The sequence below is a fragment of the Pseudomonas sp. B21-023 genome (assembly GCF_024749165.1).
Taxonomy (GTDB): domain Bacteria; phylum Pseudomonadota; class Gammaproteobacteria; order Pseudomonadales; family Pseudomonadaceae; genus Aquipseudomonas.
Genome location: NZ_CP087190.1, coordinates 368,682 through 392,453 on the forward strand (window position 1 = coordinate 368,682; position 23,772 = coordinate 392,453).

Consider the following 23,772-nt stretch of genomic DNA (forward strand, 5'->3'; position numbering starts at 1 on the left):
AAGCCGGAGGTACTTGAATGACCAATTCGTTGCAACCTGCCTATGCCCTGGTTCCCGGTGCAAACCTGGAAGCCTATGTGCACACGGTCAACAGCATCCCCTTGCTGACGCCGGAGCAGGAGCGTGAACTGGCCGAGCGTCTCTATTACGAGCAGGATCTCGAGGCCGCTCGGCAAATGGTGATGGCCCACCTGCGTTTCGTCGTACATATCGCGCGTAGCTATGCGGGCTACGGGCTGGCCCAGGCCGACCTGATCCAGGAAGGCAACGTTGGCCTGATGAAGGCGGTAAAGCGCTTCAACCCGGAAATGGGCGTGCGTCTGGTGTCCTTCGCCGTGCACTGGATCAAGGCCGAGATCCACGAGTTCATCCTGCGCAACTGGCGCATCGTCAAGGTGGCCACCACCAAGGCCCAGCGCAAGCTGTTCTTCAACCTGCGCAGCCAGAAAAAGCGCCTGGCCTGGTTGAACAATGACGAAGTGCATCGCGTGGCCGAGAGCCTGGGTGTCGAGCCGCGTGAAGTGCGCGAGATGGAAAGCCGCTTGAGCGGCCAGGACATGGCCTTCGACCCGGCGGCGGAAGCCGACGACGACAGCGCCTTCCAGTCGCCTGCGCACTACCTGGAAGACCACCGTTACAACCCGGCCGTGCAACTGGAGGACGCTGACTGGAGCGACAACTCCACCAGCAACCTGCATGAAGCGCTGCAGGGTCTGGACGATCGCAGCCGCGACATCCTCTACCAGCGTTGGCTGGCCGAAGAAAAGGCGACGCTGCATGAGCTGGCAGAGAAGTACAGTGTGTCGGCCGAGCGTATTCGTCAGCTGGAGAAGAACGCGATGAACAAGGTCAAGGCATTGATCACGATCTGATCGGCGCCCTGGCTAGCTTGAAAAGCCGCTGCTCTCGAAAGAGACAGCGGCTTTTTTGTGTTGATTGTCCGGACCTGTTGCGGCTTGGCAGCTCATGGCCTGAGCTGCATCAGGTAGCTCGGCCCACCCAGCTGGCTCATCTGCCGCCTGATCCATCCCGCCCGGCTTGCCACATAGGCGCTGGGCCGGCTGGCACTCCACTTGATCGGGCTTGGCAGCACCGCCGCGAGCTGTGCGGCCTGTTGTCGCGTCAGGCGGCTCGCATCCACGCCGAAGTGATAACGCGCCGCCGCCTGGGCACCGAACACGCCCTTGCCCCATTCGGCACTGTTCAGATACACCTCGAGTATCCGCTCCTTCGACCAGAACAGCTCGATCAGTGCGGTGAACCAGGCTTCCAGCCCCTTGCGCAGCCAGCTGCGGCCAGACCACAGGAACAGGTTCTTGGCCACTTGCTGGGTCAGCGTGCTGGCGCCACGCACCTTGCCGCCACGCTCGTTGTAGGCCAGCGCCGCCTGTATTGCCGGGATATCGAAGCCCCAGTGGCTGGCGAACTTCTGGTCTTCGCCGGCGATGACCGCCACCTTGAGCTCGTCGGAGATTCCCTCCCACGGCGTCCAGTCACGTTGCAGGTCGATCGGCTCGCCGCTGGCCCATGACTGCACCTTGCGCTCGACCATCAGCGCGGTGCCGGGCGGCGGCACCCAGCGCAACACCAGGACCACGGCGATGCTGCCAGCTGCGAACCAGAGCAGGGCGCGGGAAAGGCGGCGAAGAAGGGATGACAGCATGGTGATGGCTTGGCCGGACCGTTGGAACGGGCCATTATACAGACCCCTCCCGAGGAGTCGTCCCATGCTTCGCAGCTTCCTGATGCTCGCCGCGTTCTTCGGCTTTACCGGCGTTGCCCTCGGCGCCTTCGCCGCCCATGGCCTGAAAAACCGCCTCAGCACCGACTACCTGGCGATCTTTCATACCGGTGTCACCTATCAACTGGTGCATGCCCTGGCGATCCTGGGCGTGGCGGTGCTGTCGGCGCACCTGCCCGGGCGCCTGGTCGGCTGGGCCGGTGGCTTGTTCGCCGTGGGTATCCTGCTGTTCTCCGGTAGCCTCTACGCCCTCACGCTCAGCGGCCTGGGCAAGCTCGGCATGATCACCCCGGTGGGCGGCCTGTGCTTCCTTGCTGGCTGGTTATGCCTGGGGCTGGCCGCCTGGCGGCTGGGCTGACCGGTCGGTCCACAATCGCGACTAATGGCGTGTGTCGCCCTTGGGTTGCAGGGCGGATCGGGGCTAGAATGCGGGCCCCAAAGAACAATGGTGGCCGTGCGCATGCGCATTCAATTGAACGGTGAACCTTACGAACTGCCCGCGGGCGAGAGCGTCGCGGCGCTGCTGGGCCGGCTGGAGCTGGCCGGCCGCCGGGTGGCGGTGGAACTGAACCTGGACATCGTGCCGCGCAGCCAGCATGAGAGCACGCAGCTCAAGGACGGCGACCAGGTCGAGGTAGTCCACGCCATCGGTGGCGGCTAACCGCCCCTGAAACCTCGCCAGCAAAGTCCCGCAATCTTTCCTGAGGAACAACGATGAGCAACGTTCGCAGCGACAAGCCCTTCATCCTGGCCGGGCGCACTTTCCAGTCGCGCCTGCTGGTCGGCACCGGCAAGTACCGTGACATGGAAGAAACCCGCCTGGCCACCGAGGCCTCGGGTGCCGAGATCGTCACCGTCGCCGTGCGCCGTACCAACCTGGGCCAGAACGCGGGCGAGCCGAACCTGCTCGACGTGCTGTCGCCAGACAAGTACACCATCCTGCCGAACACCGCAGGTTGCTTCGATGCGACGGAAGCGGTGCGCACCTGCCGCCTGGCCCGTGAACTGCTCGATGGCCGCAAGTCTCATGAGTCCAGGACGCTGGTGAAGCTGGAAGTGCTGGCCGACCAGAAAACCCTGTTCCCCAATGTGATCGAAACCCTCAAGGCCGCCGAAGTGCTGGTCAAGGAAGGTTTCGATGTGATGGTCTACACCAGCGATGACCCGATCATCGCCCGTCAGCTGGCCGAGGCCGGCTGTATCGCCGTCATGCCGCTGGCCGGCCTGATCGGCACCGGCCTTGGCATCTGCAACCCGTACAACCTGCAGATCATCCTGGAAGAATCCAGGGTACCGGTGCTGGTCGATGCCGGCGTGGGTACAGCCTCCGACGCGACCATCGCCATGGAAATGGGTTGCGAAGCGGTGCTGATGAACTCGGCCATCGCCCATGCCCAGCAGCCGGTACTGATGGCCGAAGCCATGAAACACGCCATCGTTGCCGGTCGCATGGCCTATCTGGCCGGTCGCATGCCGAAAAAACTCTATGCCAGCGCCTCTTCGCCGCTGGATGGTCTGATCAAGTAAGAGCTCCTGATGACTGAATCGCAAGAAACGCCGATCTCCGAAGACGGCGAAACCCGCCCGCACCGCCGTATCAAGAGCTTCGTGATGCGCGCTGGGCGCATGACCGAAGGCCAGCAGCGCGGCCTGGACCAGGGCGGCCCGCAGTTCATCCTGCCGCTGGCCGACAGCCCGGTGGACTATGACCAGGTGTTCGGCCGTTCGGCGCCGCGCACCCTGGAGATCGGCTTCGGCATGGGCCACTCGCTGCTGGAAATGGCTGCCGCATCGCCTGAGCTGGACTTCATTGGTGTCGAAGTGCACCGCCCGGGTGTCGGCGCGCTGCTCAATGGCGTGCTGACACAGGGGCTGAAGAACCTGCGGGTGTACGACTGCGATGCCATCGAAGTGCTCAACCGCTGCGTGGCGGACAACAGCCTTGACCGTCTGATGCTGTTCTTCCCCGATCCTTGGCACAAGGCGCGTCACCACAAGCGCCGGATCGTTCAGCCGGAGTTCGCCGAGCTGGTGCGCAGCAAGCTGAAAGTCGGCGGTGTGTTCCATATGGCCACCGACTGGGAGCCCTATGCCGAGCACATGCTTGAAGTAATGAAAGTGGCGCCAGGCTATCGCAACCAGGCGGCTGATGGCGCCTACGTGCCGCGTCCGGAAGAACGTCCGATCACCAAGTTCGAGCGTCGCGGTGAGCGCCTTGGACATGGGGTGTGGGATCTGAAGTTCGAGAAGGTGAGCTGAGCCGGGTTCGTTCGGTGCAGCCCTTCGAACCTGCGAAATTGCAGGTACAAAAAAACCGCCTTGAGAAGGGCGGTTTTTTTATGCGGGCTTCGGGTTACGAATCCTTGGCCTGCGTGTTTCAGTTTTCACTGGAGACAGTTCACGGCTTAAATACTAGGGTTGCCTGGAGATCACGTCAATCGTGGAAATATCCAGCATTACGTGTGACTGGGCGAGTAACAGCTTCACCTTCCCAGTAAGCGTAAGATCGCGCCGCTCTCGTGTGATTTTTCCAGTGTCGGGCCGGGAACAAATTCAATCCGTTGTCTCGGCCCCTTCGACGCGGCCCACGAACCGCGCCGGTGGTGTTTTCGAAGGGTCACTCACCTGGCCACTTCACTGGAGATGGTTCACGCGATTTCCGAAGGCGTCGAAGTGCCGGTCAGACGCTGGAAGATTGGCCCAGCCAACACGGAGGCCAAGGCATATGAAGCGTTTGCTGAATACGCTGAGCCGCGTCTGGAAGCTCATTCGGATCCTGATCGTTTTCAGGACCGTCAGGGACTTCCTGCGTGATCACTTCGACGATGCCCGTTAAGGGGTTAGTCGGGTGAGAAGCCGCCCTGGCCTGCCAGGGCGGCTTTTAGCGGACGCTCACCCCCGCCGATCAGCGACCACGCCGATCAAAACCAGCACCACCAGCAGCACCGGTGCCAGCGCATAGTTGTTGAACTGCCCCAGCCCCTTGACGATCCACGGCGTCGCATAGATCAGCGCCGCGCCGCTGCCGATCATCACCAGCAGTGCCATGAATGGCACGCGCAGGGCGCCGGCCAGGCCGCCCAGGCGCCCCTCGACCCAGCCTTTGATATCGGTGCCGAACAGCACCAGCAGGCAGCCCACCAGGGCCAGCGAAATCTCTGAGAGGTTGCTGCGGCTCCAGCGGGAAACGGTCGAGAGCAGGTCAAGTACCAGGTCCATGGGTCATCCTTAATTCAAGAAGTACTGCAGCAGGTCGTTGAGGAACAGCTGGCCGCGTGGCGTGGCGGCCAGACGATCCGGTTCGACCCGCAAAAGGCCTTTTTGTTCGGCTTCACGGCGGGCTTCGGACAGTTGTGCAAGAGGCAGGCCGGTACGCAGGTTGAACAGCTCGGCCTCAACTCCGTCGGTGAGGCGCAGCGCGTTCATCAGGAACTCGAAGGGTAGCTCATCGGCCGGCAACAGCTTCTCGCCGGCCTTGAACGGCTTGGACGGGTTCAGGTAGTCCTTGGGCAGGCGGGTCTTCCAGGTGCGTAGGATGCGCCCGTCCGGGAACGACAGCTTGCCATGGGCGCCGGCACCGATGCCGATGAAGTCGCCGAAGCGCCAGTAGTTCAGGTTGTGCCGCGCAGCACGACCGGCTTGGGCGTAGGCCGAGACTTCATACTGGCGGTAACCGTGGTCCGCCATCAGCGCCTGGCCGGCTTCCTGGATATCCCAGAGGATGTCGTCCTCGGGCAGCTCAGGCGGCTGGTTCCAGAACACCGTGTTGGGTTCCACCGTCAGCTGGTACCAGGACAGGTGCGTCGGCGCCAGCTCGATGGCCTGGCGCAGGTCGCCCAAGGCGTCGTCGAGCGACTGGTCTGGCAAGCCGTGCATCAGGTCCATGTTGAAGTTGTCGAAGCCCGCGGCGCGGGCCATATCGGCGGCGCGCACCGCTTCGGCGCCATTGTGGATGCGCCCGAGTCGTTCGAGCTTGGCGGGCTGGAAACTCTGCACGCCGATGGACAGCCGATTGATGCCGGTCTGGCGGTAGGCCTTGAACTTCCCCTGCTCGAAGGTACCCGGGTTGGCCTCGAGGGTGATCTCGATGTCCGGGGCGAACGGGATGCGTTGCTCGATACCGCGCAGCAGGCGCCCAAGCGCGTCGGCGCTGAACAGGCTCGGGGTGCCGCCGCCGAAGAAGATCGTGCTGATCGGACGGCCCTGCACGGCATGCATTTCCTGGTCGAGGTCGGCGAGCAGGGCGTCGATGTACTCGGCTTCCGGCAGGGTCGGGCCGGCCTGGTGCGAGTTGAAGTCGCAGTACGGGCATTTACGCACGCACCAGGGGATATGGATATAGAGCGACAGCGGCGGGAGTTCGGGAAGGATCAGGCCCGCCGGCTGTACCAACAGCTTTTCGCTCATGCCAGGCCCAGACGCTGACGCAGCAGGGCCATGGCGCGAGCGCGGTGGCTGAGTTGGTTCTTGTCGACAGGGTCAAGGTCGGCGCTGGAGCATTTGCGTTCCGGCACCCAGAACAGCGGGTCGTAGCCGAAGCCATGTTCGCCGCTGGCCTCGAACAGGATGCTGCCGTGCCACAGGCCTTCGCAGAGGATCGGCAGCGGGTCGTCGGCGTGCCGCACCAGTGCCAGAACGCAGACGAACTGCGCGCCGCGCTGGCCTTCAGGCACGTCCTTGAGCGCATCGAGCAGCTTGGCGTTGTTCGCCGCGTCGCCCTTGCCGTCGGCATAGCGCGCCGAGTAGATACCCGGCGCGCCGCCGAGGAAGTCCACCGCCAGGCCCGAGTCGTCGGCCAGGGCCGGCAGGCCGGAAATGCGCGCTGCGTTGCGCGCCTTGAGGATGGCGTTCTCGACGAACGACAGGCCAGTCTCCTCCGGCTCAACCTGGCTGAATTCACCAATCGAGCGCAGGTTCACGGACTCGCCGAGCATGGCCTGCAGTTCCTTGAGTTTGCCGGCGTTATGGCTGGCCAATACGAGTTGCTGGAAATTCATCATTCGCCTGGGAACACTTCCTGGTTGAAGCTGAGTTTATTGCTGACGCCGCCGGTCTCGACGTTGAGGTCGAAGGTGACGGTCTCGGCCTGGTCGATCTTGAACTGTGCGATGTAGTACACCGCACCCTGATCGGTAATCTGCTTGAACGACAACGGACTGCTGCGCCCGGTGAGATCTTTCACTGTGCCGCTGACTACCGCCATCGCGGGTTTGCCGGCCTTGAGCACGGCGATGTTGAGCACGCCCTGGTTCTTGCTGCGGGTCAGGCCCGTGGCGGCAGCAATGTCGGGTTGCAGCATGCTTGAGGTGAAGGCGCTGTAGTGGACCGTCACATCACCGAACACTTCCTTGCGCTCGGGCCTGGCGGCATCGGCAGCCAGTACCGGCAAGGCCAGGCACAGGCTGATCAGAAACAGTGCTAGTCGACGCATGATGCCATTCCTCCGTTGAGGGTCAGACCGCGAGCTGATGCTCCTGCAGGCCCGGGCTGCTGACCCGATAGATACCGATCTCACCTAGAAGATTAGGCCAAAGCCGGCCGCCCAACCCGTTACGGTGCAGGTGGTCGACGGCAAGGCGGTCGAGGACCTTGGCCTTGCGCTCATGGCACAGGTTCTCGAAGTCCTCGAAGGTGCAGAAGTGGATGTTCGGCGTGTTGTACCAGGTATACGGCATGAAGTCCGAGACTGGCATGCGACCCTTGGTCGCCAGGTACCAGCGGCAGCGCCAGTGACCAAAGTTGGGGAAGGTGATGATGCACTGGCGGCCCACCCGCAGCATTTCGTCGAGGATCCGGTCGGGGTACTCCACGGCCTGCAGGGCCTGGGTCATGACCACCACGTCGAAGCTGTTGCTGGCGAAGTTGCCCAGGCCCTTGTCCAGGTCCTGCTCGATGACGTTGACGCCCTTGGCCACGCAGGCGGCGATGTTGTCGGCGTCGATCTCCAGGCCGTAGCCGGTGACGTTCTTGCGTTCACGCAGCGAGGCCAGCAGTTCGCCGTTGCCGCAGCCCAGGTCGAGTACCCGGCTGCCGGCGGGGATCCAGTCTTGGATGATTTCCAGGTCGGCTCTCATGGGGTCCTCAAACGGCGATGCGGTTCATGTAGTTGGCGAAACCCTGCATGTAGCGGGGGGTCGGGATGAGGAAGGCGTCGTGGCCGTAAGGCGAGTCGATGTCCAGGTAGCAGACGTTCTTGCGCGCGGCCATCAGGGCGTCGACGATCTCCCGTGAACGGGCCGGCGAGAAGCGCCAGTCGGTGGTGAACGACATGATGCAGTAGTCCGCCGTGACGTGGGCCAGGGTTGCCGCCAGGTCACCGCCGTGGGCGGCGGCCGGGTCGTAGTAGTCCAGGGCCTTGGTCATCAACAGGTAGGTGTTGGCGTCGAAGCGGCCGGAGAATTCCTCCCCCTGGTAGCGCAGGTAGCTTTCGACCTGGAATTCGACGCTGTGGAAGTCGTAGTTGAGCTTGTCGCTCTTGAGCTCTCGGCCGAACTTCTCGCCCATCGAGTCGTCGGACAGGTAGGTGATGTGGCCGACCATGCGCGCCAGCATCAGGCCGCGCTTGGGGATCACGCCCTGGTCCTGGAACGAGCCGCCGTGGAACTCGGGGTCGGTGAGGATAGCCTGGCGCGCCACTTCGTTGAAGGCGATGTTCTGCGCCGACAGCTTGGGCGCCGAGGCGATGTCCACGCAATGGCGCACCCGATCCGGGTAGGTGATGGTCCATTGCAGCGCCTGCATGCCACCCAGGCTGCCGCCGACGATGGCGGCCCAGGTATGGATCCCCAGGCGATCGGCCAGGCGCGCCTGGCTGTGCACCCAGTCTTCCACGGTCAGCACCGGGAAATCGGCGCCGTAGGGCTTGCCGGTGGCCGGGTTGAGGCTGCTGGGGCCGGTGCTGCCATTGCAACCGCCGAGGTTGTTCAGGCTGACCACGAAGAAGCGGTTGGTGTCGATCGGCTTGCCGGGGCCGATGCAACTGTCCCACCAGCCCGGCTTGCGGTCGGTGGCGGCATGGTAGCCAGCGGCATGATGGTGGCCGGACAGCGCATGGCAGATCAGCACGGCATTGCTGGCGCTGCTGTTGAGGGTGCCATAGGTTTCGTAGATCAGCTCGTACGAGGCCAGGGCGCGGCCACAGGCCAGGGCCAGCGGTTCATCGAACCGGGCGATCTGCGGTGTTACCAGACCGACGGAATCTTCGGGAAGGACAGTGGACATCGACCCTGCTCACGCTTGACGGAGGCGTAAGTCTAAAGAGCGCTACCCCCAGCGGCAAGCAAAGGCTTGCCGCCGGATGCAGGCCGGGTCAGATCATCCGCCACAGCTCTTGCGGCATGCCGGCGTAGGCCGCCAGCTGGGGCATGAGGAACGACTGGATCACCTGGATGGCGATGAAGGCGAAGATCGGCGAGATGTCCATGCCGCCGAGGTTCGGCACCAGGCGGCGGAACGGCGCCAGCACCGGTTCGCTGATCTGGTAGGCCAGTTCTGCAGCCGGGTTGTGGCTGTTCGGCGCGACCCAGGAGACGATCACCATGACGATCATGGCCACCCAGAAGATTTTCAGGAACAGCGAGGTGATGCCCAGGATCGACCACATCAGCAGGTGCAGGACGTCGCCGAAGGTGCCGTAGGTGACCATCAGCACGAAGGCCATCAACAGCGCCTGGATGATGATCGACAGCAGCAGCGATGAGGTATCCAGGCCAGCGATGCTGGGGACCACGCGGCGCAGCGGCTTGAGCAATGGCTGGGTGGCGCGCACGGCGAACTGGCTCAGCGGGTTGTAGAAGTCGGCCTTGACCAGCTGCAGCACGAAACGCAGCAGGACGATCACCAGGTACAGGCTGACCAGGGTTTGCACCACGAAGATCGCGGCGCCGGACAGTGCATTCATCAAAAGCTCCTTATTTGCCCAGTTTCTCGGCCAGCTCGGCCGAGCGTTTCGCCGCGGCCTGCAGGGCCTGTTCGACGATGGCCTCGAAGCCGTTGGCCTGGAACGATTTGATCGCCGCTTCCGTGGTGCCGGCCGGCGAGGTCACGCGGCGACGCAGCTCGGCGGCGTCGACGTCGCTGGAGACCGCCATGCGGGCGGCGCCCAGGGCAGTCTGCAGGGTCAGTTGCGAGGCGGTCTCGCGCGGCAGGCCGAGTTTTTCGCCGGCAGCGGTCATGGCTTCGATCAGCAGGAAGAAATACGCCGGGCCACTACCGGAAACGGCTGTGACGGCGTCCAGTTGCTGTTCGTGCTCCAGCCACAGGGCGGTGCCCACGGCCGACAGCAGTTGTTCGGCCTGGCGGCGTTGTTCCATGGAGACTTCCCGGGTTGCGTACAGACCGCTGACGCCCTGGCGCAGCAGCGCCGGTGTGTTCGGCATGCAGCGTACCACCGGGGTCGCGCCCAGCCAGGCCTGCAGGCTGGCACAGGTGATGCCGGCGGCGATGGAAACCACCAGTTGGCCGGGTTTCAGGCTCGGCTTCAGCGTTTCGCAGACCGCTTTCATGACTTGCGGTTTGACCGCCAGGACGATCACGTCCACGCCATCGATGGCCTGGGCGTTGTTTTCGAAGGCTTCGATTCCGTGCTCGGCAGTGATGCGTGCGCGGGTTTCGGCACCCGGGTCGCTGGCGCGAATCAGTGCGGTGTCCAGGCCCTGGGCGCGCAGGCCGCCGATCAGGCTGGCGGCCATGTTGCCGGCGCCGATAAAGGCAATACGAGTCTTGCTCATGTCGGGTCCTTGTGGGGGAAGAGTGAGTTAAGCATGGAATCAGGCCTGGCCGTAGTCGCGGGCGCCGAACAAGGCGGTGCCGATGCGGACCCAGGTCGCACCTTGGGCGATGGCGGCTTCCAGGTCATGGCTCATGCCCATGGACAGGGTGTCCAGGCCGAGGCCGAGCTGTGCCTGCAGTTCACGCAACGTGGCGAAAGCAGCCTCCTGTTCGGCGCGGTCCTCGGTGGGCTCAGGGATCGCCATCAGCCCGCGCAGGCGCAGGCCGGGCAGGACGTTCACCGCCTGGGCCAGGGCTGGCAGTTCGGCGGGCGAGCAACCGGACTTGCTGGCCTCGCCGCTGACATTCACCTGCAGGCAAATGTTCAGCGGTGGCAGCTCGGTGGGGCGCTGCTCCGAGAGGCGTTGGGCGATCTTCAGGCGGTCCACGGAATGTACCCAGTCGAAGTGCTCGGCGATGGCCTTGGTCTTGTTCGACTGAATGGGGCCGATGAAGTGCCAGATCAAGGGCAGGTCGGAAAGCGCCTGTTGTTTTGTCAGGGCTTCCTGAAGGTAGTTCTCACCCATGTGGCGAAGGCCAGCGGCATGAGCCTCGCGGATGGCGCTGGCGGGCTTGGTCTTGCTGACAGCCAGCAACTGGATGTCGGCCGGATCGCGTCCGGCTGCCAGGGCCGCGGTGTTGATGCGGGTGGCAATGGCGCCAATGTTGTCTGCTAGGGTGGACATGGTTCGTCGCCGACGGTTCTGGGGTCTGCGGCATTCTACCTGCTTGATCGCCGTTGGGGAGTCTCATGGATGTGACCGACCTGCTGGGCCGGGCCGTGGCCGCGGGCGCCAGCGACCTGCACCTGGCCGTGGGCGAGCCGCCGTTGCTGCGCCTGGATGGCGAGCTGCAGCGCCTGGCGGTGCCGGTGCTGACCTGCGCAGCTCTGGAGCATGGAATGGCCGGCCTGCTCGATGACCGGCAGCGGCGGCAATGGCTGAGCGGTGATGAACTGGACCTGGCGCTGAGCTTGCCCGGCGTGGGCCGCCTGCGCTTGAACCTGTTCCGCCAGCGCAATGGGCTGGGCGCAAGCGTGCGGCTGATCCCGGCGCGGGTCCCTAGCCTCGATGAACTTGATCTGAACGATGTGTATCAAGTCGTTGCGCAATGCCGGGATGGCCTGGTGCTGGTGGGCGGGCCGACGGGTAGCGGCAAGTCCAGCACCCTGGCGGCGCTGCTCGATCAGATCAATCGCGAACGCGCGTTACAGGTCATCACCCTTGAAGACCCTATCGAATTTATCCACAGCGGCCAGGCTTGCCTGGTCAACCAGCGGGAGATCGGCGTGCACAGCCGTGACTTAGCCCAAGGGCTGCGCAGTGCCCTGCGCCAGGACCCGGATGTGATCATGGTGGGTGAGTTGCGTGATCTGGAGAGTATCCGTCTGGCGTTGCGCGCGGCAGAAACCGGGCACCTGGTGCTGGCAACGGTGCACACCCGCTCGGCGGTGAGCAGCATCGACCGGCTGGTGGAGGTGTTCGCGGCCGAGGAGAAGCCGCTGGTGCGCATGATGCTGGCCGAATCACTGCGCCTGGTGGTGGCTCAGGTGCTGGTCAGGCGGGTGGGCGGCGGCAGGGTCGCGGCACGGGAGGTGCTGATAGCGACGCTGGCGGTGCGCAACCTGATTCGCGAGGGGCGCATGGCACAGGTGCAGTCGGTGATGCAGGCGGGTGCTGCGCTGGGAATGCGGACGATGGAAGGGGCGATGCAGGCGCTCAGGCAGAAAGGGCTGGTTGATTAGCACTGCTGCATGCTGGGGGGCAATCGCGGAGCAAGTCCGCGATTGAGGGTCTAGCGCTTGGCCAGGGCCAGCGTCTGCTGGTTTTTGGGCAGGACGCGCTTGGCGACCACGTAGTGCTTTTGCCAATAGGGTTTTTCCAGGCTGTCGATACTCACCCGCTTGCCAGTGCGTGGCGCGTGGATGAAGCGATCGTTGCCCAGGTAGATGGCTACGTGATTGACCCGGCGACTCTTGATGTTGAAGAAGATCAGGTCGCCCGGCTTGAGATCGCTCTTGGCCACCTTGACGCCCTGGCCCTGAGCCATCGCGTTGGAGGTGCGCGGCAGGTCGACATCGGCCACATCGTTGAACGCGTACTTGACCAGGCCGCTGCAATCGAAGCCCTTCTTCGGGCTGCTGCCACCCCAGCGATAGGGCGTACCCAGTACGTTCACGGCACGGCTGAGCACTTCGCTGCTCTGTTTGGGTGACATGGCCACGGCCTGCATGCCCACAGCTTGTTGCTGCTTGGCGGCGTTGGCCGGGCGAGCGCGCACGGAACTGCTGCGATACTGGATCGGGGTGCGTTTCACCGTGGCATCGGCGTTGGTCGTATAGCCGGTGAATCCGCTGGGAAGTCGTTGCTCACGGTTGGTGGCTTGGGCGGCCAGGGGTAACAAAAGGCAGAGGGTCAGCCATGTCTTGATAAAAGGTGGCATAGATGAAGCTCTTATAAGTGTTGGCGCGCAACTTTATAACAGCTTTTTGATCAGATTCTGATCCGTTGGTCGCTCAAGCACGTACCATATGTCGGGTCAAAACGAAAAAGTCACATTTTTCCTTAGAAAATTTTCGGCTATCCCACGAGGGCTTCGAATGAATGGTTATCAACAGGGTGCCCCCTCGCACGACACCCATAGCAAGGTTCTCGGCTACCTGCTGTGGATCTTCGGCTTTACCGGCTCGCACCGCTTCTACTATGGCAAACCGATCACCGGAACCCTGTGGTTCTTCACCCTGGGCCTGTTGGGCATCGGCTGGCTGATCGACCTGTTCCTGATCCCTTCGATGGACCGTGAGGCCGACATGCGTTTCGAGTCGGGCGGCGTGGACTACAACCTGGCGTGGATACTCCTGACCTTCCTCGGCATCTTCGGCGTGCATCGGCTGTATCAGGGCAAGTGGATCAGCGCGCTGATCTACCTGTTCACCGGCGGGTTGTTCCTGTTGGGCGTGCTGTATGACTTCTGGACGCTCAACAGCCAGATTTCCCAGGTCAACGCCGAGCGTCGCCGGGTATGAAAAAAGGCCTTGTCGCTACGAGCGGCAAGGCCTTTTTCATTACTGACGCCGCTGTTGCAGCAGCAGGTTGCTGAAACCTGCCCCGGCCAGTTGTTTCTGCGCCACGGTCAACTGTTCGCGGTTGCTGAACGGGCCGACCATCACGCGGTACCAGGTCTCTTCCTTCACCGTGCCCGACTCAACCTTGACCGCCTGGCCAAGCAGGATGATCTGCGCACGGACCTTGTCGGCATCGGCCTGCTTGCGGAATGATCCGGCCTGCAGGAAGAACTGGGTCGTGGCCGCTGGCTTGATCACCGGTGGTGCCGGTGGCGGTGTCTGGCCCAGCAGCGCGGCCTGGGCGCGGGCGGTGTCGATCTTCGCCGCTTCCGCAGGGGTGACCGGCGTGCTTGGCACGGGCGGTTGCGCCGGCACCGGCGGGGTTTTCTCCGGCACGGCCTCGGGCGGCACGATTACTTCCGACTCCGGCAGCAGGGTGTAGAAGTCATACTTCGGCTTCACTGGTTGCTGGGGCGTCGGTGTGGTGGTCTTGCTCGCTTCGGCGACCTTCTCCTGTTTATGTTGCTCGGGCTTGGTGCGCTTGATATCAGCGCCACCGGGCTCGAGTTTCATCAAGAAGACGATGAACGCCCCTACGGTCAGGCCGACCGCCAGCCACACCCAGCCGGGGATCGGCTGCTTGGCGGGTGGCTGGTGGCGGCTGGCGCCGCGCTTGGGCGCGGGCTTTTTCTTTGCAGCCAACTTACATGCGCTCCAGGGTTTCCAGGCCAAGCAGCTCCAGGCCCTGCTTGAGGGTGCGACCGGTCAGGGCAGCCAGGCGCAGGCGGCTTTGCTGTTGTTCGGCGGTTTCGGCAGAAAGGATCGGGCAGTTCTCGTAGAAGCTGGAGAACAGGCCGGCGAGGTCGTACAGGTAGGTACACAGCACGTGAGGCGTGCCTTTTTCGGCGACGTTATTGAGGATTTCGCCGAACTGCGCCAGGCGCGCGGCCAGGTCCTGCTCGTGCGCTGCCTGCAGGACGATGCTGCCATCGACTTCGTCGAAGCCCTTGCCGAGCTTGCGGAACACGCCGGCCACGCGGGTGTAGGCGTACAGCAGGTACGGCGCGGTGTTGCCCTCGAAGTTCAACATCAGTTCGAAGTTGAAGCTGTAGTCGCTGGTGCGGTGCTTCGACAGGTCGGCGTACTTGACCGCGCCGATGCCGACCACTTCACCGATGTGGCGCAGCTCGTCCTCGGCCAGCGAGGGGTTCTTCTCCTTGACCAGCGCATAGGCGCGGTCCTTGGCCTCGGTGAGCAGGTCGATCAGCTTGACGGTACCGCCATCGCGGGTCTTGAACGGGCGGCCATCGGCGCCGTTCATGGTGCCGAAGCCCATGTGTTCCATCTTCATCGGGTGGCCGACAAAACCTGCGCGGCGGGCCACTTCGAACACCTGGTTGAAGTGCAGGGCCTGGCGCTGGTCGACGAAGTACAGGGCGCGGTCGGCCTGCAGCTTGGTGCTGCGGTAGCGCACGGCGGCCAGGTCGGTGGTGGCGTACAGATAGCCGCCATCGGCCTTCTGCACGATCACCGGCAGTGGCTCGCCTTCGGCATTCTTGAACTCTTCGAGGAACACGCATTGGGCGCCTTGGTCCTCGACCAGCAGACCCTTGGCCTTGAGGTCGGCGACCACGTTGGCCAGGTCGGCGTTGTAGGCGCTCTCACCCATCACGTCGGCCATGGTCAGCTTGACGTTGAGCAATTCGTAGGTCTTCTGGCAGTGCGACAGGGAGATGTCCTTGAAGCGCGTCCACAGCGCCAGGCACTCGGGATCACCGGCCTGCAGCTTGACCACCAGCCCGCGGGCGCGGGTGGCGAACTCTTCGGACTCGTCGAAGCGTTTCTTCGCCGCGCGGTAGAAGTTCTCCAGATCCGACAGCTCGTCACTGGTGATCGGGTTTTCCTGGAGGTAGGCCATGAGCATGCCGAACTGGGTACCCCAGTCACCCACGTGGTTCTGGCGGATGACGTCGTCACCGAGGAACTCCAGTACCCGTGCAACGCTGTCGCCGATGATGGTCGAGCGCAGGTGGCCGACGTGCATCTCCTTCGCCAGGTTCGGTGCCGACATGTCGATCACCACCTTTTCCGCCGGGCCGGCCTTGCGCACGCCCAGATGGCCATCGGCCAGGGCAGCGTCGAGGCGGCCTGCCAGCGCTTCGGTGTTCTGGAAGAAGTTGAGGAAGCCGGGGCCGGCGATCTCGGCCTTGCTTATGTCGGCGCTGGCCGGCAGGGCGGCGATGATCTTCTCGGCCAGGTCGCGCGGCTTCATGCCGGCCGGCTTGGCCAGCATCATGGCGATGTTGCTGGCGAAATCGCCGTGGGTCTTGTCCCGGGCGTTTTCCACCTGGATCGCCGGCGTCAGCCCTTCAGGCAGCACACCGTCGGCGACGAGTTGGGTGAGGGCTTGCTGGATCAGCTGGCGAATGGTGTCTTTCATGGGGTTCTCTTTTCGACCGCAAGCGCGGTGGAGCGCTTCGATGCGCAGGTGGAAAAACTGGGTATTATCCGTTGCCGGGGGCGGGTTGCCAACCTTTTGGGGCGAGCCCGCTCCTACGCCAAACCTCAAACAGTCAGTAAAGGTCGACCGGATCGACGTCCAGCGACCAGCGCACTTGCCGCCCCGATGGCATCTGCTCCAACACTAGCAACCAGGCACTGATCAGTCGATGCAGGGGGGCACGGGCATTGGCTTGGAGCAATAGTTGCGCACGGAATCTGCCCGCCCGTCGCTCCATGGGGGCCGGCACCGGGCCGAGCAACTCGATGCCGTGCAGGCCCTGCTCGGCAAGTATGCGCTCGGCAGCGGCGCAGGCTTCGTCAAGGAAGCCTTCCGCCTGGCCCGGCTTGTGCGCGTCGGCGCGCAGCAGTGCCAGGTGGGCGAACGGCGGCAGTCCGGCCGCACGGCGCTCGCTCAAGGCCTGTTCGGCAAAGGCGAAGTAGCCCTGTTCGGTCAATTGCACCAGTAACGGGTGGTCTGCCAGGTGGGTTTGCACGATGACTTTGCCCGGTTCCTCGGCGCGCCCGGCCCTGCCGGCCACCTGGACGATCAGCTGGGCCATGTGTTCGCCGGCGCGAAAGTCGCCGGAGAACAGCCCGCCGTCGGCATCGAGGATCGCGACCAGGGTGACGCGAGGGAAATGATGCCCCTTGGCCAGCATCTGGGTGCCGACCAGGATGCTCGGCTGACCACGCTGGATAGTGGCGAACAGGTTGTGCATGGCGTCCTTGCGCGAGGTGCTGTCGCGGTCCACACGCAGGATCGGGTAATCCGGGAACAGCACCTTCAGACGCTCCTCGGCACGCTCGGTACCGGCGCCCACGGGACGCAGGTCGACGTGGGCGCATTGCGGGCACTGCAGCGGCAGGCGCTCGTCGTAGCCGCAATGGTGGCAGCGCAGCACGGCGGAGCGCTGGTGCACGGTCATGCGCGCATCGCAACGTGGGCATTCGGAGAGCCAGCCGCAGTCGTGGCACAGCAATGTGGGGGCGAAACCGCGGCGGTTGAGGAACACCAGCACCTGCTGGCCGGCCTCGAGTGTCTGGCGGATGGCCTGCTGCAAGGGGCCGCTGATGCCGCTGTCCAGTGGCAGGCTGCGTACGTCCAGGCGCAGGAAGCGGGGCGCCTTGGCGCCGCCGGCGCGTTGGTTCATGCGCAGCAGGCCGTAGCGGCCACTGTGGGCGTTGTGCAGGCTTTCCAGCGACGGTGTGGCCGAGCCCAGCAGGATCGGGATGTTCTCCTGGTGCGCACGCACCACGGCCAGGTCGCGGGCGTGGTAGCGCAGGCCTTCCTGCTGTTTATAGGAGCCGTCGTGCTCTTCGTCGATGATGATCAGGCCCGGGTTCTTCATCGGGGTGAACAGTGCCGAACGGGTGCCGATGATGATGTCCGCATCGCCATCACGTGCCGCCAGCCAGGCGTCCAGGCGCTCGCGATCGCCCACCGCCGAATGCAGCAGGGCGATGCGCGCGTTGAAGCGCTGCTCGAAGCGTTGCAGGGTCTGCGGGCCGAGATTGATCTCGGGAATCAGGATCAGGGCTTGCTTGCCGGCCTCGAGCGTTTCGCGGATCAGCTGCAGGTAGACCTCGGTCTTGCCGCTACCGGTGACGCCGGCCAACAGGTAGGCATGGAAGGCATCGAAGCCCGAGCGCACAGCCTCGAAAGCAGCGCGCTGTTCTTCGTTGAGCGGTAGTTCCGGTTGGGCCAGCCAGTGCTCGTGGCGCGCGGCCGGCAGGTGGCGGCGTACTTCGACTTCCACCATCTCCTTGGCCAGCAGCAGGTCGAGGCTGTCTTTGTTCAGGCCAAGCTTGCTCAACAGGCTGTGGGCCACGCCGTGGGGGTGCTGCGACAGGGTCTTGAGGGCGTCGCGCTGGCGCGGGGCACGGGCGATGCGGGGGTCTTCCAGGCGCGCACCGGGCGCGACATGCCAGAAGCGTTCCTGGCGTGCCTCGGCCGGTTCGCCCTGGCGCAGCAGCGTCGGTAGGGCCCAGTTGAGGGTGTCGCCCAGGCTGTGCTGGTAGTACTGGGCCGTCCACAGGCACAGCTTGAACAATGCCGGCGGCAGGGGTGAGACAGGGTCGAGCAGGGCGCTGGCTGGCTTGAGCTTGTCGGCAGGCACTTCGCTGTGCTCGGCGACTTCTACCAGCACCCCGATCATCTCGCGGCGGCCGAACGGCACGCGGATGCGCATGCCGGGCGTCAGTGCCTGGCGCGCCATGCTCGCGGGCGCCCGGTAGTCGAACAGGCGACGCAGGGGCGAGGGCAGGGCAAGGCGCAGAATGACGTCGGACACGCGGAAGGTCTCTGGAGGGCGTTTCACAAATCAGGCGAGCCTAGCAGACGACGGTCGGTGCAAGCGACAACTTGCGCTACGGCCGCTCTCTGGTATTATTCGCCGCCTAATTACGTGCGGTATTCAACAATAGGTGTTGGGTGGCGGCACGCAGCTCGAGGAAGTGACCATGAAAGCAGATATTCATCCGAACTACGAAGTAGTTGCAGTCACCTGCAGCTGCGGCAACAAGTTTGAAACTCGTTCGACCATGGGCAGCGTCCTGGCGATCGACGTTTGCAACCTGTGCCACCCGTTCTACACCGGTAAGCAGAAAGTCCTGGACACCGGCGGCCGCGTACAGAAGTTCGCCGATCGCTTCGGCATGTTCGGTGCCAAGAAGTAATCATGCACATGGCGAAGCCTTCGGGGTTCGCGCTGTTGCAAAAGAAGGCGCCCCTTGTGGGCGCCTTTTTTGTGGCCGCGATCTGGCATTTCCCGGCCCTGGCCTTCTGCCCGATGCCCGACAGGGTGCAAGCGGTGGCGGTACGTCACGTGGTCGATGGCGACACCTTGCGCCTGAGCGATGGGCGCAGCGTGCGGTTGATCGGTATCAACGCCCCCGAAATCGGCCGCAAGGGGCGCTCCAGCGAACCTTATGCCGAGGCTGCCAAAAAGCGCCTGCAGGCGCTGGTGAAGGCCAGCGATGGCCGTGTCGGGCTGGTTCCGGGCGTCGAACCCAAGGACAAGTACGGCCGTATCCTGGCGCATATCTATGGCCGCACTGGTAACAATCTGGAAGCACAACTGCTCAGCGAGGGCCTGGGCTACCAGGTGGCCATTGCACCCAACGTGCAGCTGTCGGGCTGCCAGCAGCAGGCCGAGCATCAGGCACGCCAGGCCAGGGCAGGGCTGTGGAGACAATCACCGGTCACGCCTGGACGCGAGGTGCGGCAATCCGGATTCGCGGTGATCGGCGGCAGGATCAACGGGATCGAGCGTAATCGCAGCGGCATCTGGCTGGAGCTTGACGAGAACGTGGTCCTGCAGGTTCCCGCTCGTCTGCAGCGCCACTTCCCCGCCAGCTTCTTCGCTAACCTCAAGGGACGCCAGGTCGAGGCGCGTGGCTGGGTGCTGGATCGTTCCCGCAAGGGCGGGCTCAAGCCTGGGCAGCGACGCTGGCTGTTGCCATTGACCGATCCGAGCATGTTGGCGCTTGTTTCTGGCTAAATAGTTGTAGACATTTTGCTATTGGATTGTACACACTGGCTCCCGTAAGCCCCGTGGGTTATAGCGTAAAGTCGTAGGCCAAAGGCCTTGACACATAGTGACCGGGCAGTCTTGTCGCCCCCCGGCTCTTTGCGTATCCTCGGCGGTCCGTCAGAACAGTAAATAGCGGAATGCCCATCATGTCAGACCTGAAAACCGCCGCTCTCGAATACCACGCTCAGCCTCGTCCGGGGAAACTGAGCGTCGAGCTCTCCAAGCCAACCGCCACCGCCCGTGACCTCGCCCTGGCCTACAGCCCGGGTGTCGCCGAGCCTGTGCGCGAGATCGGCCGTGATCCGGAGCTGGCCTACAAGTACACCGGCAAGGGCAACCTGGTTGCGGTGATCTCCGATGGCACCGCCATCCTCGGTCTGGGTGATCTCGGCCCGCTGGCCTCCAAGCCGGTCATGGAAGGCAAGGGTGTTCTGTTCAAGCGTTTCGCCGGTATCGACGTGTTCGATATCGAAGTCGAGTCGGAGAGCCCGCAAGCCTTCATCGACACCGTTCGCCGCATCTCCATCACCTTCGGCGGCATCAACCTGGAAGACATCAAGGCACCTGAGTGCTTCGAGATCGAGCGCACGCTGATCGAGCAGTGCGACATTCCGGTCTTCCACGATGACCAGCACGGCACCGCGATCGTTACCGCGGCCGGCATGATCAACGCCCTGGAAATCGCCGGCAAGAAGCTCGAAGACGCCAAGATCGTCTGCCTGGGCGCCGGTGCCGCGGCCATCTCCTGCATGAAACTGCTGGTGAGCATGGGTGCCAAGGTCGAGAACATCTTCATGATCGACCGCAGCGGCGTGATCCACGCTGGCCGCGACGACCTGAACCAGTACAAGGCCCAGTTCGCCCACGCCACCGACAAGCGCACCCTGGCTGATGCCCTGGACGGCGCAGACGTGTTCGTCGGCTTGTCCGGTCCGAACCTGCTGAGCGCCGAAGGCCTGAAGTCGATGGCCGCCAACCCGATCGTGTTCGCCTGCTCGAACCCGGACCCGGAAATCGCCCCGGAGCTGGCTCACGCTACCCGCAGCGACGTGATCATGGCCACCGGTCGTTCCGACTACCCGAACCAGGTCAACAACGTACTGGGCTTCCCGTTCATCTTCCGTGGTGCCCTGGACGTTCGCGCCAAGCGTATCAACGAAGAGATGAAGATCGCTGCCGCCATCGCCCTGAAGGACCTGGCCAAGCTGCCGGTGCCGAAGGAAGTCTGCGAAGCCTATGGCGTGCAAGCCCTGGAGTTCGGCCGTGAGTACATCATTCCGAAGCCGCTGGATGCCCGCCTGATCACCGTGGTTTCCGATGCCGTGGCCAAGGCCGCCATCGAGTCCGGTGTGGCTACCCTGCCGTATCCGAAGCACTACCCGCTCAAGAGCGTGGATGACGTGTTCAACGGCTGATCCAGTCGTAGCGTCATGAAAAAGCCCCGGCTCGCAGGAGTCGGGGCTTTTTGTTGGGCCTGGGTTATTGCGGGGCAGGCCTGCTCACGCGGAGTTCAATGTCATCCCTTTCAAGGCGATCGCGTCAGGGCTTGCTGGTGCTCGCCGACAGTCTTGCAGCGCCTACCAGATCGAGCGCCGCGCGGGCGGCGCTCGATCTTGAGAGCGCTGCAAGGTTTTCGGCGAGCACCTGGCGGCCCTCACCAAAAACCTTCAAAGGTTGCCCTTTAGAACAGATCCATCGGCGCTGCTTCATCTGCCGGCAGCGGGCTGCCCGGTGCTGCGCCGTTGCCCAGTTCGTCCGCCGACGGTGGCGAGTCCTCGGCCTTGAACAGTTCGAAGTAGGCGTTCGGCGTGCTCGGTGTAGCGGCGCGGCCGCTGATTGGGTCGACGCGCAGGCTGAGGATGCCTTCGGGTTCGGCAGGTGGGTGCTCGGGCATGCCCTTGAGCGCGGCGCCCATGAAGCTCATCCAGATCGGCAGGGCCACGGTGCCGCCGTATTCGCGGCGCCCCAGGGTTTCCGGCTGGTCGAAGCCGACCCACACGGTAGTGACATAGTCAGCGTTGTAGCCGGAGAACCAGGCGTCCTTGGACTCGTTGGTGGTGCCGGTCTTGCCCGCCAGGTCCGAGCGGCCAAGGGCCAGGGCTCGGCGGCCGGTACCGCGCTTGATCACGTCCTGCAGCATGGTGGTGAGAATGTACGAGGTGCGGCCATCGATGATCTGCTCGGCAACGGCGGGCGCCTGGGGCACTTGGGGGGACGGGGTGAGCTGCCCTGCGGCCGGCAGCGCCTCGCCTGGCATCGGGGCGGTGCTGATGGGTGCCTCAGGTGCGGCGAGGCCGACCTGGTCCTGGGTGCCCTGCGGCACGCGTGGCGGGTTGGCGGTGAACAGGGTTTCGCCGTTGCGGCTCTCGACACGCTCGATCAGGTACGGGCTGATCTTGTAGCCGCCGTTGGCGAAGGTGCTCCAGCCGGTGGCGATCTCCATCGGCGTGAGTGTCGCGGTGCCCAGTGCCAGCGACAGGTTGCGCGGCAGGTCCTGTTTGTTGAAGCCGAACTTGGCGATGTAGTCGATGGTGCGATCCACGCCCATCGCCTGCAACAGGCGGATCGATACGAGGTTGCGCGACTTGTACAGCGCTTCGCGCATGCGGATCGGGCCGAGGAAGGTATTGGTGTCGTTCTTCGGGCGCCAGACCTTGTCCAGGTACTCGTCGACGAACACGATCGGAGCATCGTTGACCAGGCTGGCGGCGGTGTAGCCGTTGTCCAGGGCGGCGCTATAGACGAAAGGCTTGAAGCTCGAGCCTGGCTGGCGCTTGGCCTGCATGGCGCGGTTGTAGTTGCTCTGCTCGAAGGAGAAACCGCCGACCAGCGCACGGATGGCGCCGTTGTAAGGGTCGAGGGTGACCAGCGCGCTCTGGGCGGCAGGAACCTGGCTGAACTTGAGCTTGCCATCCTCCTGGCGTTGCAGGCGCACCAGGTCGCCGACCTGGGCCACGTCGGCTGCTGATTGCGGCGAGCGCCCCTGCGAGTTGCTGTTGAGGTAAGGGCGGGCCCATTTCATGGTGTCCCAGGCGACGTTTTCCTCCAGGCCGCCACGGGTCATCACCTTCAACCCGGTCTTCTCGACCTGGGTGACGATGGCGGGCTCCAGGCCACCCAGGGTGCGTTGCTTGCTCAGCTCCTGCAGCCAGGCCGCACGCGTCTTGCCAGGGAAGCGCGCCTCGGGGCCGCGGTAGCCGTGGCGTTCGTCGTACTCGCTGAGGCCGTTGAGGACCGCGCTGTTGGCCATCTGCTGCATGTCGCTCGGCACCGTGGTGGTGACCCGGAAGCCTTCGGTATAGGCGTCGCTGCCGTAGCGACCGACCATCTCGGCCCGGGCCATCTCGGCGACGTACGGCGCATTCACTTCCGGGGTCGGTACGTGGTAGCTGGCATTCAGCGGTTCAGCCAGGGCGGCCTGGTAGCTGGCTTCATCGATCTTGCCGAGTTTGTACATGCGCCCGAGGATCCAGTCGCGGCGCTCCTTGGCGCGTACCGGGTTGGCCAGCGGGTTGAAGCGCGAGGGTGCCTTGGGCAGGCCGGCGATCATGGCCATCTGCGCCAGGCTGACGTCGCGAATCGACTTGCCGTAGTACACCTGTGCCGCGGCGTCGATGCCGTAGGCACGGTTGCCCAGGTAGATCTTGTTGACGTACAGCTCGAGAATTTCGTCCTTGGTCAATTCCCGCTCGATCTGCAGGGCCAGGAGAATCTCGTTGGTCTTGCGCGAGAAGCTGCGTTCGCTGGTGAGGAAGAAGTTCTTCGCCACCTGCATGGTGATGGTGCTGCCGCCGCTCTGGATGTGCCCGGACTTGACCAACTGCGAGGCCGCGCGCATCAGGCTGCTAGGGTCGACGCCATAGTGGTTGAGGAAATTGTCGTCCTCAGCGGACAGAAGCGCCTGGATGAACTGTGGGGGAATTTCCTGGAACTTGATCGGCGAGCGCCGCATCTCGCCGAACTCGGCGATCAGCTTGCCGTCGCTGCTGTAGACCCTCAGGGGGATTTGCAACTGGACGCTTCTGAGCGCGTCGACCGAGGGCAGGTTGGGACTAAGATACAGAAACGCACCGCTCACACCGAGAACGAGCGCGCAGATGACGGCGACGAGAGACCACCAGAAGAACTTCAGCAGGCGTATCAAGGCTTTTGGGTGTCCAGAT

The 23,772-nt window shown here is 63.9% G+C and carries 25 protein-coding genes; 10 read left to right on the top strand and 15 right to left on the bottom strand.

Annotated features, from left to right (window positions below; translation table 11 throughout):
* Nucleotides 1–17 precede the first annotated feature (17 nt).
* On the top strand, nt 18–872 hold the full coding sequence (rpoH, locus tag LOY42_RS01770; RefSeq protein ID WP_023630664.1) for an RNA polymerase sigma factor RpoH: 855 nt from the start codon (nt 18–20) through the stop codon (nt 870–872).
* A gap of 92 nt (nt 873–964) precedes the next feature.
* Here the strand turns inward: rpoH and mtgA are convergent, their stop codons facing one another.
* Entirely contained in the window at nt 965–1,663 is a 699-nt protein-coding gene (gene mtgA, locus LOY42_RS01775) for a monofunctional biosynthetic peptidoglycan transglycosylase (RefSeq protein WP_198754713.1), read from the bottom strand.
* Between the two features lie 64 nt (nt 1,664–1,727).
* Here mtgA and LOY42_RS01780 point away from each other — a divergent pair, with 64 nt between their 5' ends.
* The 4 genes from LOY42_RS01780 to trmB all read left to right on the top strand — a co-directional run bounded on the left by LOY42_RS01780 (nt 1,728) and on the right by trmB (nt 4,000).
* Nucleotides 1,728–2,099, top strand: a complete 372-nt coding sequence (locus LOY42_RS01780; protein WP_139674194.1) for a DUF423 domain-containing protein — start codon at nt 1,728–1,730, stop codon at nt 2,097–2,099.
* A 102-nt stretch (nt 2,100–2,201) separates the two neighbouring features.
* Entirely contained in the window at nt 2,202–2,402 is a 201-nt protein-coding gene (gene thiS / locus LOY42_RS01785; RefSeq protein ID WP_038707614.1) for a sulfur carrier protein ThiS, read from the top strand.
* A gap of 53 nt (nt 2,403–2,455) precedes the next feature.
* Nucleotides 2,456–3,268 carry a thiazole synthase gene (locus LOY42_RS01790; RefSeq protein WP_139674191.1) on the top strand — a complete coding sequence of 271 codons (813 nt, stop codon included), beginning with the start codon at nt 2,456–2,458 and terminating at the stop codon, nt 3,266–3,268.
* Between the two features lie 9 nt (nt 3,269–3,277).
* Entirely contained in the window at nt 3,278–4,000 is a 723-nt protein-coding gene (gene trmB, locus LOY42_RS01795) for a tRNA (guanosine(46)-N7)-methyltransferase TrmB (RefSeq protein WP_139674188.1), read from the top strand.
* A 633-nt stretch (nt 4,001–4,633) separates the two neighbouring features.
* Here the strand turns inward: trmB and LOY42_RS01800 are convergent.
* From LOY42_RS01800 to LOY42_RS01840, 9 genes are all read right to left on the bottom strand, one after another.
* Nucleotides 4,634–4,960 (bottom strand): DUF3392 family protein, encoded by a 327-nt coding sequence (locus LOY42_RS01800; RefSeq protein WP_011531731.1) that lies wholly within the window; start codon nt 4,958–4,960, stop codon nt 4,634–4,636.
* Between the two features lie 9 nt (nt 4,961–4,969).
* Nucleotides 4,970–6,148 carry a radical SAM family heme chaperone HemW gene (hemW, locus tag LOY42_RS01805; RefSeq protein WP_258599719.1) on the bottom strand — a complete coding sequence of 393 codons (1,179 nt, stop codon included), beginning with the start codon at nt 6,146–6,148 and terminating at the stop codon, nt 4,970–4,972.
* Nucleotides 6,145–6,741 (bottom strand): RdgB/HAM1 family non-canonical purine NTP pyrophosphatase, encoded by a 597-nt coding sequence (gene rdgB / locus LOY42_RS01810; protein WP_139674183.1) that lies wholly within the window; start codon nt 6,739–6,741, stop codon nt 6,145–6,147. Before rdgB ends, hemW begins: the two co-directional genes overlap by 4 nt.
* Nucleotides 6,738–7,172, bottom strand: a complete 435-nt coding sequence (locus LOY42_RS01815; RefSeq protein WP_023630878.1) for a DUF4426 domain-containing protein — start codon at nt 7,170–7,172, stop codon at nt 6,738–6,740. The genes rdgB and LOY42_RS01815 overlap by 4 nt, the downstream gene beginning before the upstream one ends.
* 22 nt (nt 7,173–7,194) lie before the next feature.
* A complete protein-coding gene (metW, locus tag LOY42_RS01820; RefSeq protein WP_110697353.1) occupies nt 7,195–7,815 on the bottom strand; it encodes a methionine biosynthesis protein MetW in 621 nt (206 codons plus the stop codon).
* A 7-nt stretch (nt 7,816–7,822) separates the two neighbouring features.
* A complete protein-coding gene (locus LOY42_RS01825; protein WP_094011022.1) occupies nt 7,823–8,962 on the bottom strand; it encodes a homoserine O-acetyltransferase in 1,140 nt (379 codons plus the stop codon).
* Nucleotides 8,963–9,050: 88 nt separating this feature from the next.
* Complete coding sequence (locus LOY42_RS01830; RefSeq protein ID WP_023630880.1) at nt 9,051–9,641, bottom strand: YggT family protein; 591 nt, start codon at nt 9,639–9,641, stop codon at nt 9,051–9,053.
* 10 nt (nt 9,642–9,651) lie between these two features.
* Entirely contained in the window at nt 9,652–10,470 is an 819-nt protein-coding gene (proC, locus tag LOY42_RS01835; protein ID WP_139674180.1) for a pyrroline-5-carboxylate reductase, read from the bottom strand.
* Between the two features lie 39 nt (nt 10,471–10,509).
* A complete protein-coding gene (locus LOY42_RS01840; RefSeq protein WP_139674178.1) occupies nt 10,510–11,196 on the bottom strand; it encodes a YggS family pyridoxal phosphate-dependent enzyme in 687 nt (228 codons plus the stop codon).
* A gap of 65 nt (nt 11,197–11,261) precedes the next feature.
* On the opposite strand from LOY42_RS01840, the gene LOY42_RS01845 reads away from it, so the two are divergent.
* Nucleotides 11,262–12,254 (top strand): type IV pilus twitching motility protein PilT, encoded by a 993-nt coding sequence (locus LOY42_RS01845; protein WP_258599720.1) that lies wholly within the window; start codon nt 11,262–11,264, stop codon nt 12,252–12,254.
* Between the two features lie 50 nt (nt 12,255–12,304).
* Here LOY42_RS01845 and LOY42_RS01850 read toward each other — a convergent pair whose 3' ends face one another.
* Nucleotides 12,305–12,952, bottom strand: coding sequence for a C40 family peptidase (locus LOY42_RS01850; protein ID WP_258599721.1), 648 nt, complete (start codon nt 12,950–12,952; stop codon nt 12,305–12,307).
* Nucleotides 12,953–13,109: 157 nt separating this feature from the next.
* On the opposite strand from LOY42_RS01850, the gene LOY42_RS01855 reads away from it, so the two are divergent.
* Nucleotides 13,110–13,535: a TM2 domain-containing protein gene (locus LOY42_RS01855; protein WP_102681780.1), complete on the top strand. Its 426-nt coding sequence runs from the start codon at nt 13,110–13,112 to the stop codon at nt 13,533–13,535.
* Between the two features lie 39 nt (nt 13,536–13,574).
* Here LOY42_RS01855 and LOY42_RS01860 read toward each other — a convergent pair whose 3' ends face one another.
* The 3 genes from LOY42_RS01860 to LOY42_RS01870 form a co-directional block, all read right to left on the bottom strand.
* Nucleotides 13,575–14,276: an SPOR domain-containing protein gene (locus LOY42_RS01860; protein ID WP_102681779.1), complete on the bottom strand. Its 702-nt coding sequence runs from the start codon at nt 14,274–14,276 to the stop codon at nt 13,575–13,577.
* A 1-nt stretch (nt 14,277) separates the two neighbouring features.
* Entirely contained in the window at nt 14,278–16,014 is a 1,737-nt protein-coding gene (gene argS, locus LOY42_RS01865; protein WP_258599722.1) for an arginine--tRNA ligase, read from the bottom strand.
* Between the two features lie 133 nt (nt 16,015–16,147).
* Nucleotides 16,148–18,367 carry a primosomal protein N' gene (locus LOY42_RS01870; protein ID WP_198754704.1) on the bottom strand — a complete coding sequence of 740 codons (2,220 nt, stop codon included), beginning with the start codon at nt 18,365–18,367 and terminating at the stop codon, nt 16,148–16,150.
* A gap of 169 nt (nt 18,368–18,536) precedes the next feature.
* Here LOY42_RS01870 and rpmE point away from each other — a divergent pair, with 169 nt between their 5' ends.
* The 3 genes from rpmE (at nt 18,537) to LOY42_RS01885 (ending at nt 21,024) form a co-directional block, all read left to right on the top strand.
* A complete protein-coding gene (gene rpmE, locus LOY42_RS01875) occupies nt 18,537–18,752 on the top strand; it encodes a 50S ribosomal protein L31 (protein WP_031315083.1) in 216 nt (71 codons plus the stop codon).
* Between the two features lie 2 nt (nt 18,753–18,754).
* Nucleotides 18,755–19,576 carry a thermonuclease family protein gene (locus tag LOY42_RS01880; protein ID WP_139674166.1) on the top strand — a complete coding sequence of 274 codons (822 nt, stop codon included), beginning with the start codon at nt 18,755–18,757 and terminating at the stop codon, nt 19,574–19,576.
* A gap of 179 nt (nt 19,577–19,755) precedes the next feature.
* Nucleotides 19,756–21,024, top strand: a complete 1,269-nt coding sequence (locus tag LOY42_RS01885) for a malic enzyme-like NAD(P)-binding protein (RefSeq protein WP_046853841.1) — start codon at nt 19,756–19,758, stop codon at nt 21,022–21,024.
* 266 nt (nt 21,025–21,290) lie between these two features.
* Here LOY42_RS01885 and LOY42_RS01890 read toward each other — a convergent pair whose 3' ends face one another.
* Entirely contained in the window at nt 21,291–23,750 is a 2,460-nt protein-coding gene (locus tag LOY42_RS01890) for a penicillin-binding protein 1A (RefSeq protein WP_408981074.1), read from the bottom strand.
* Nucleotides 23,751–23,772 lie beyond the last annotated feature (22 nt).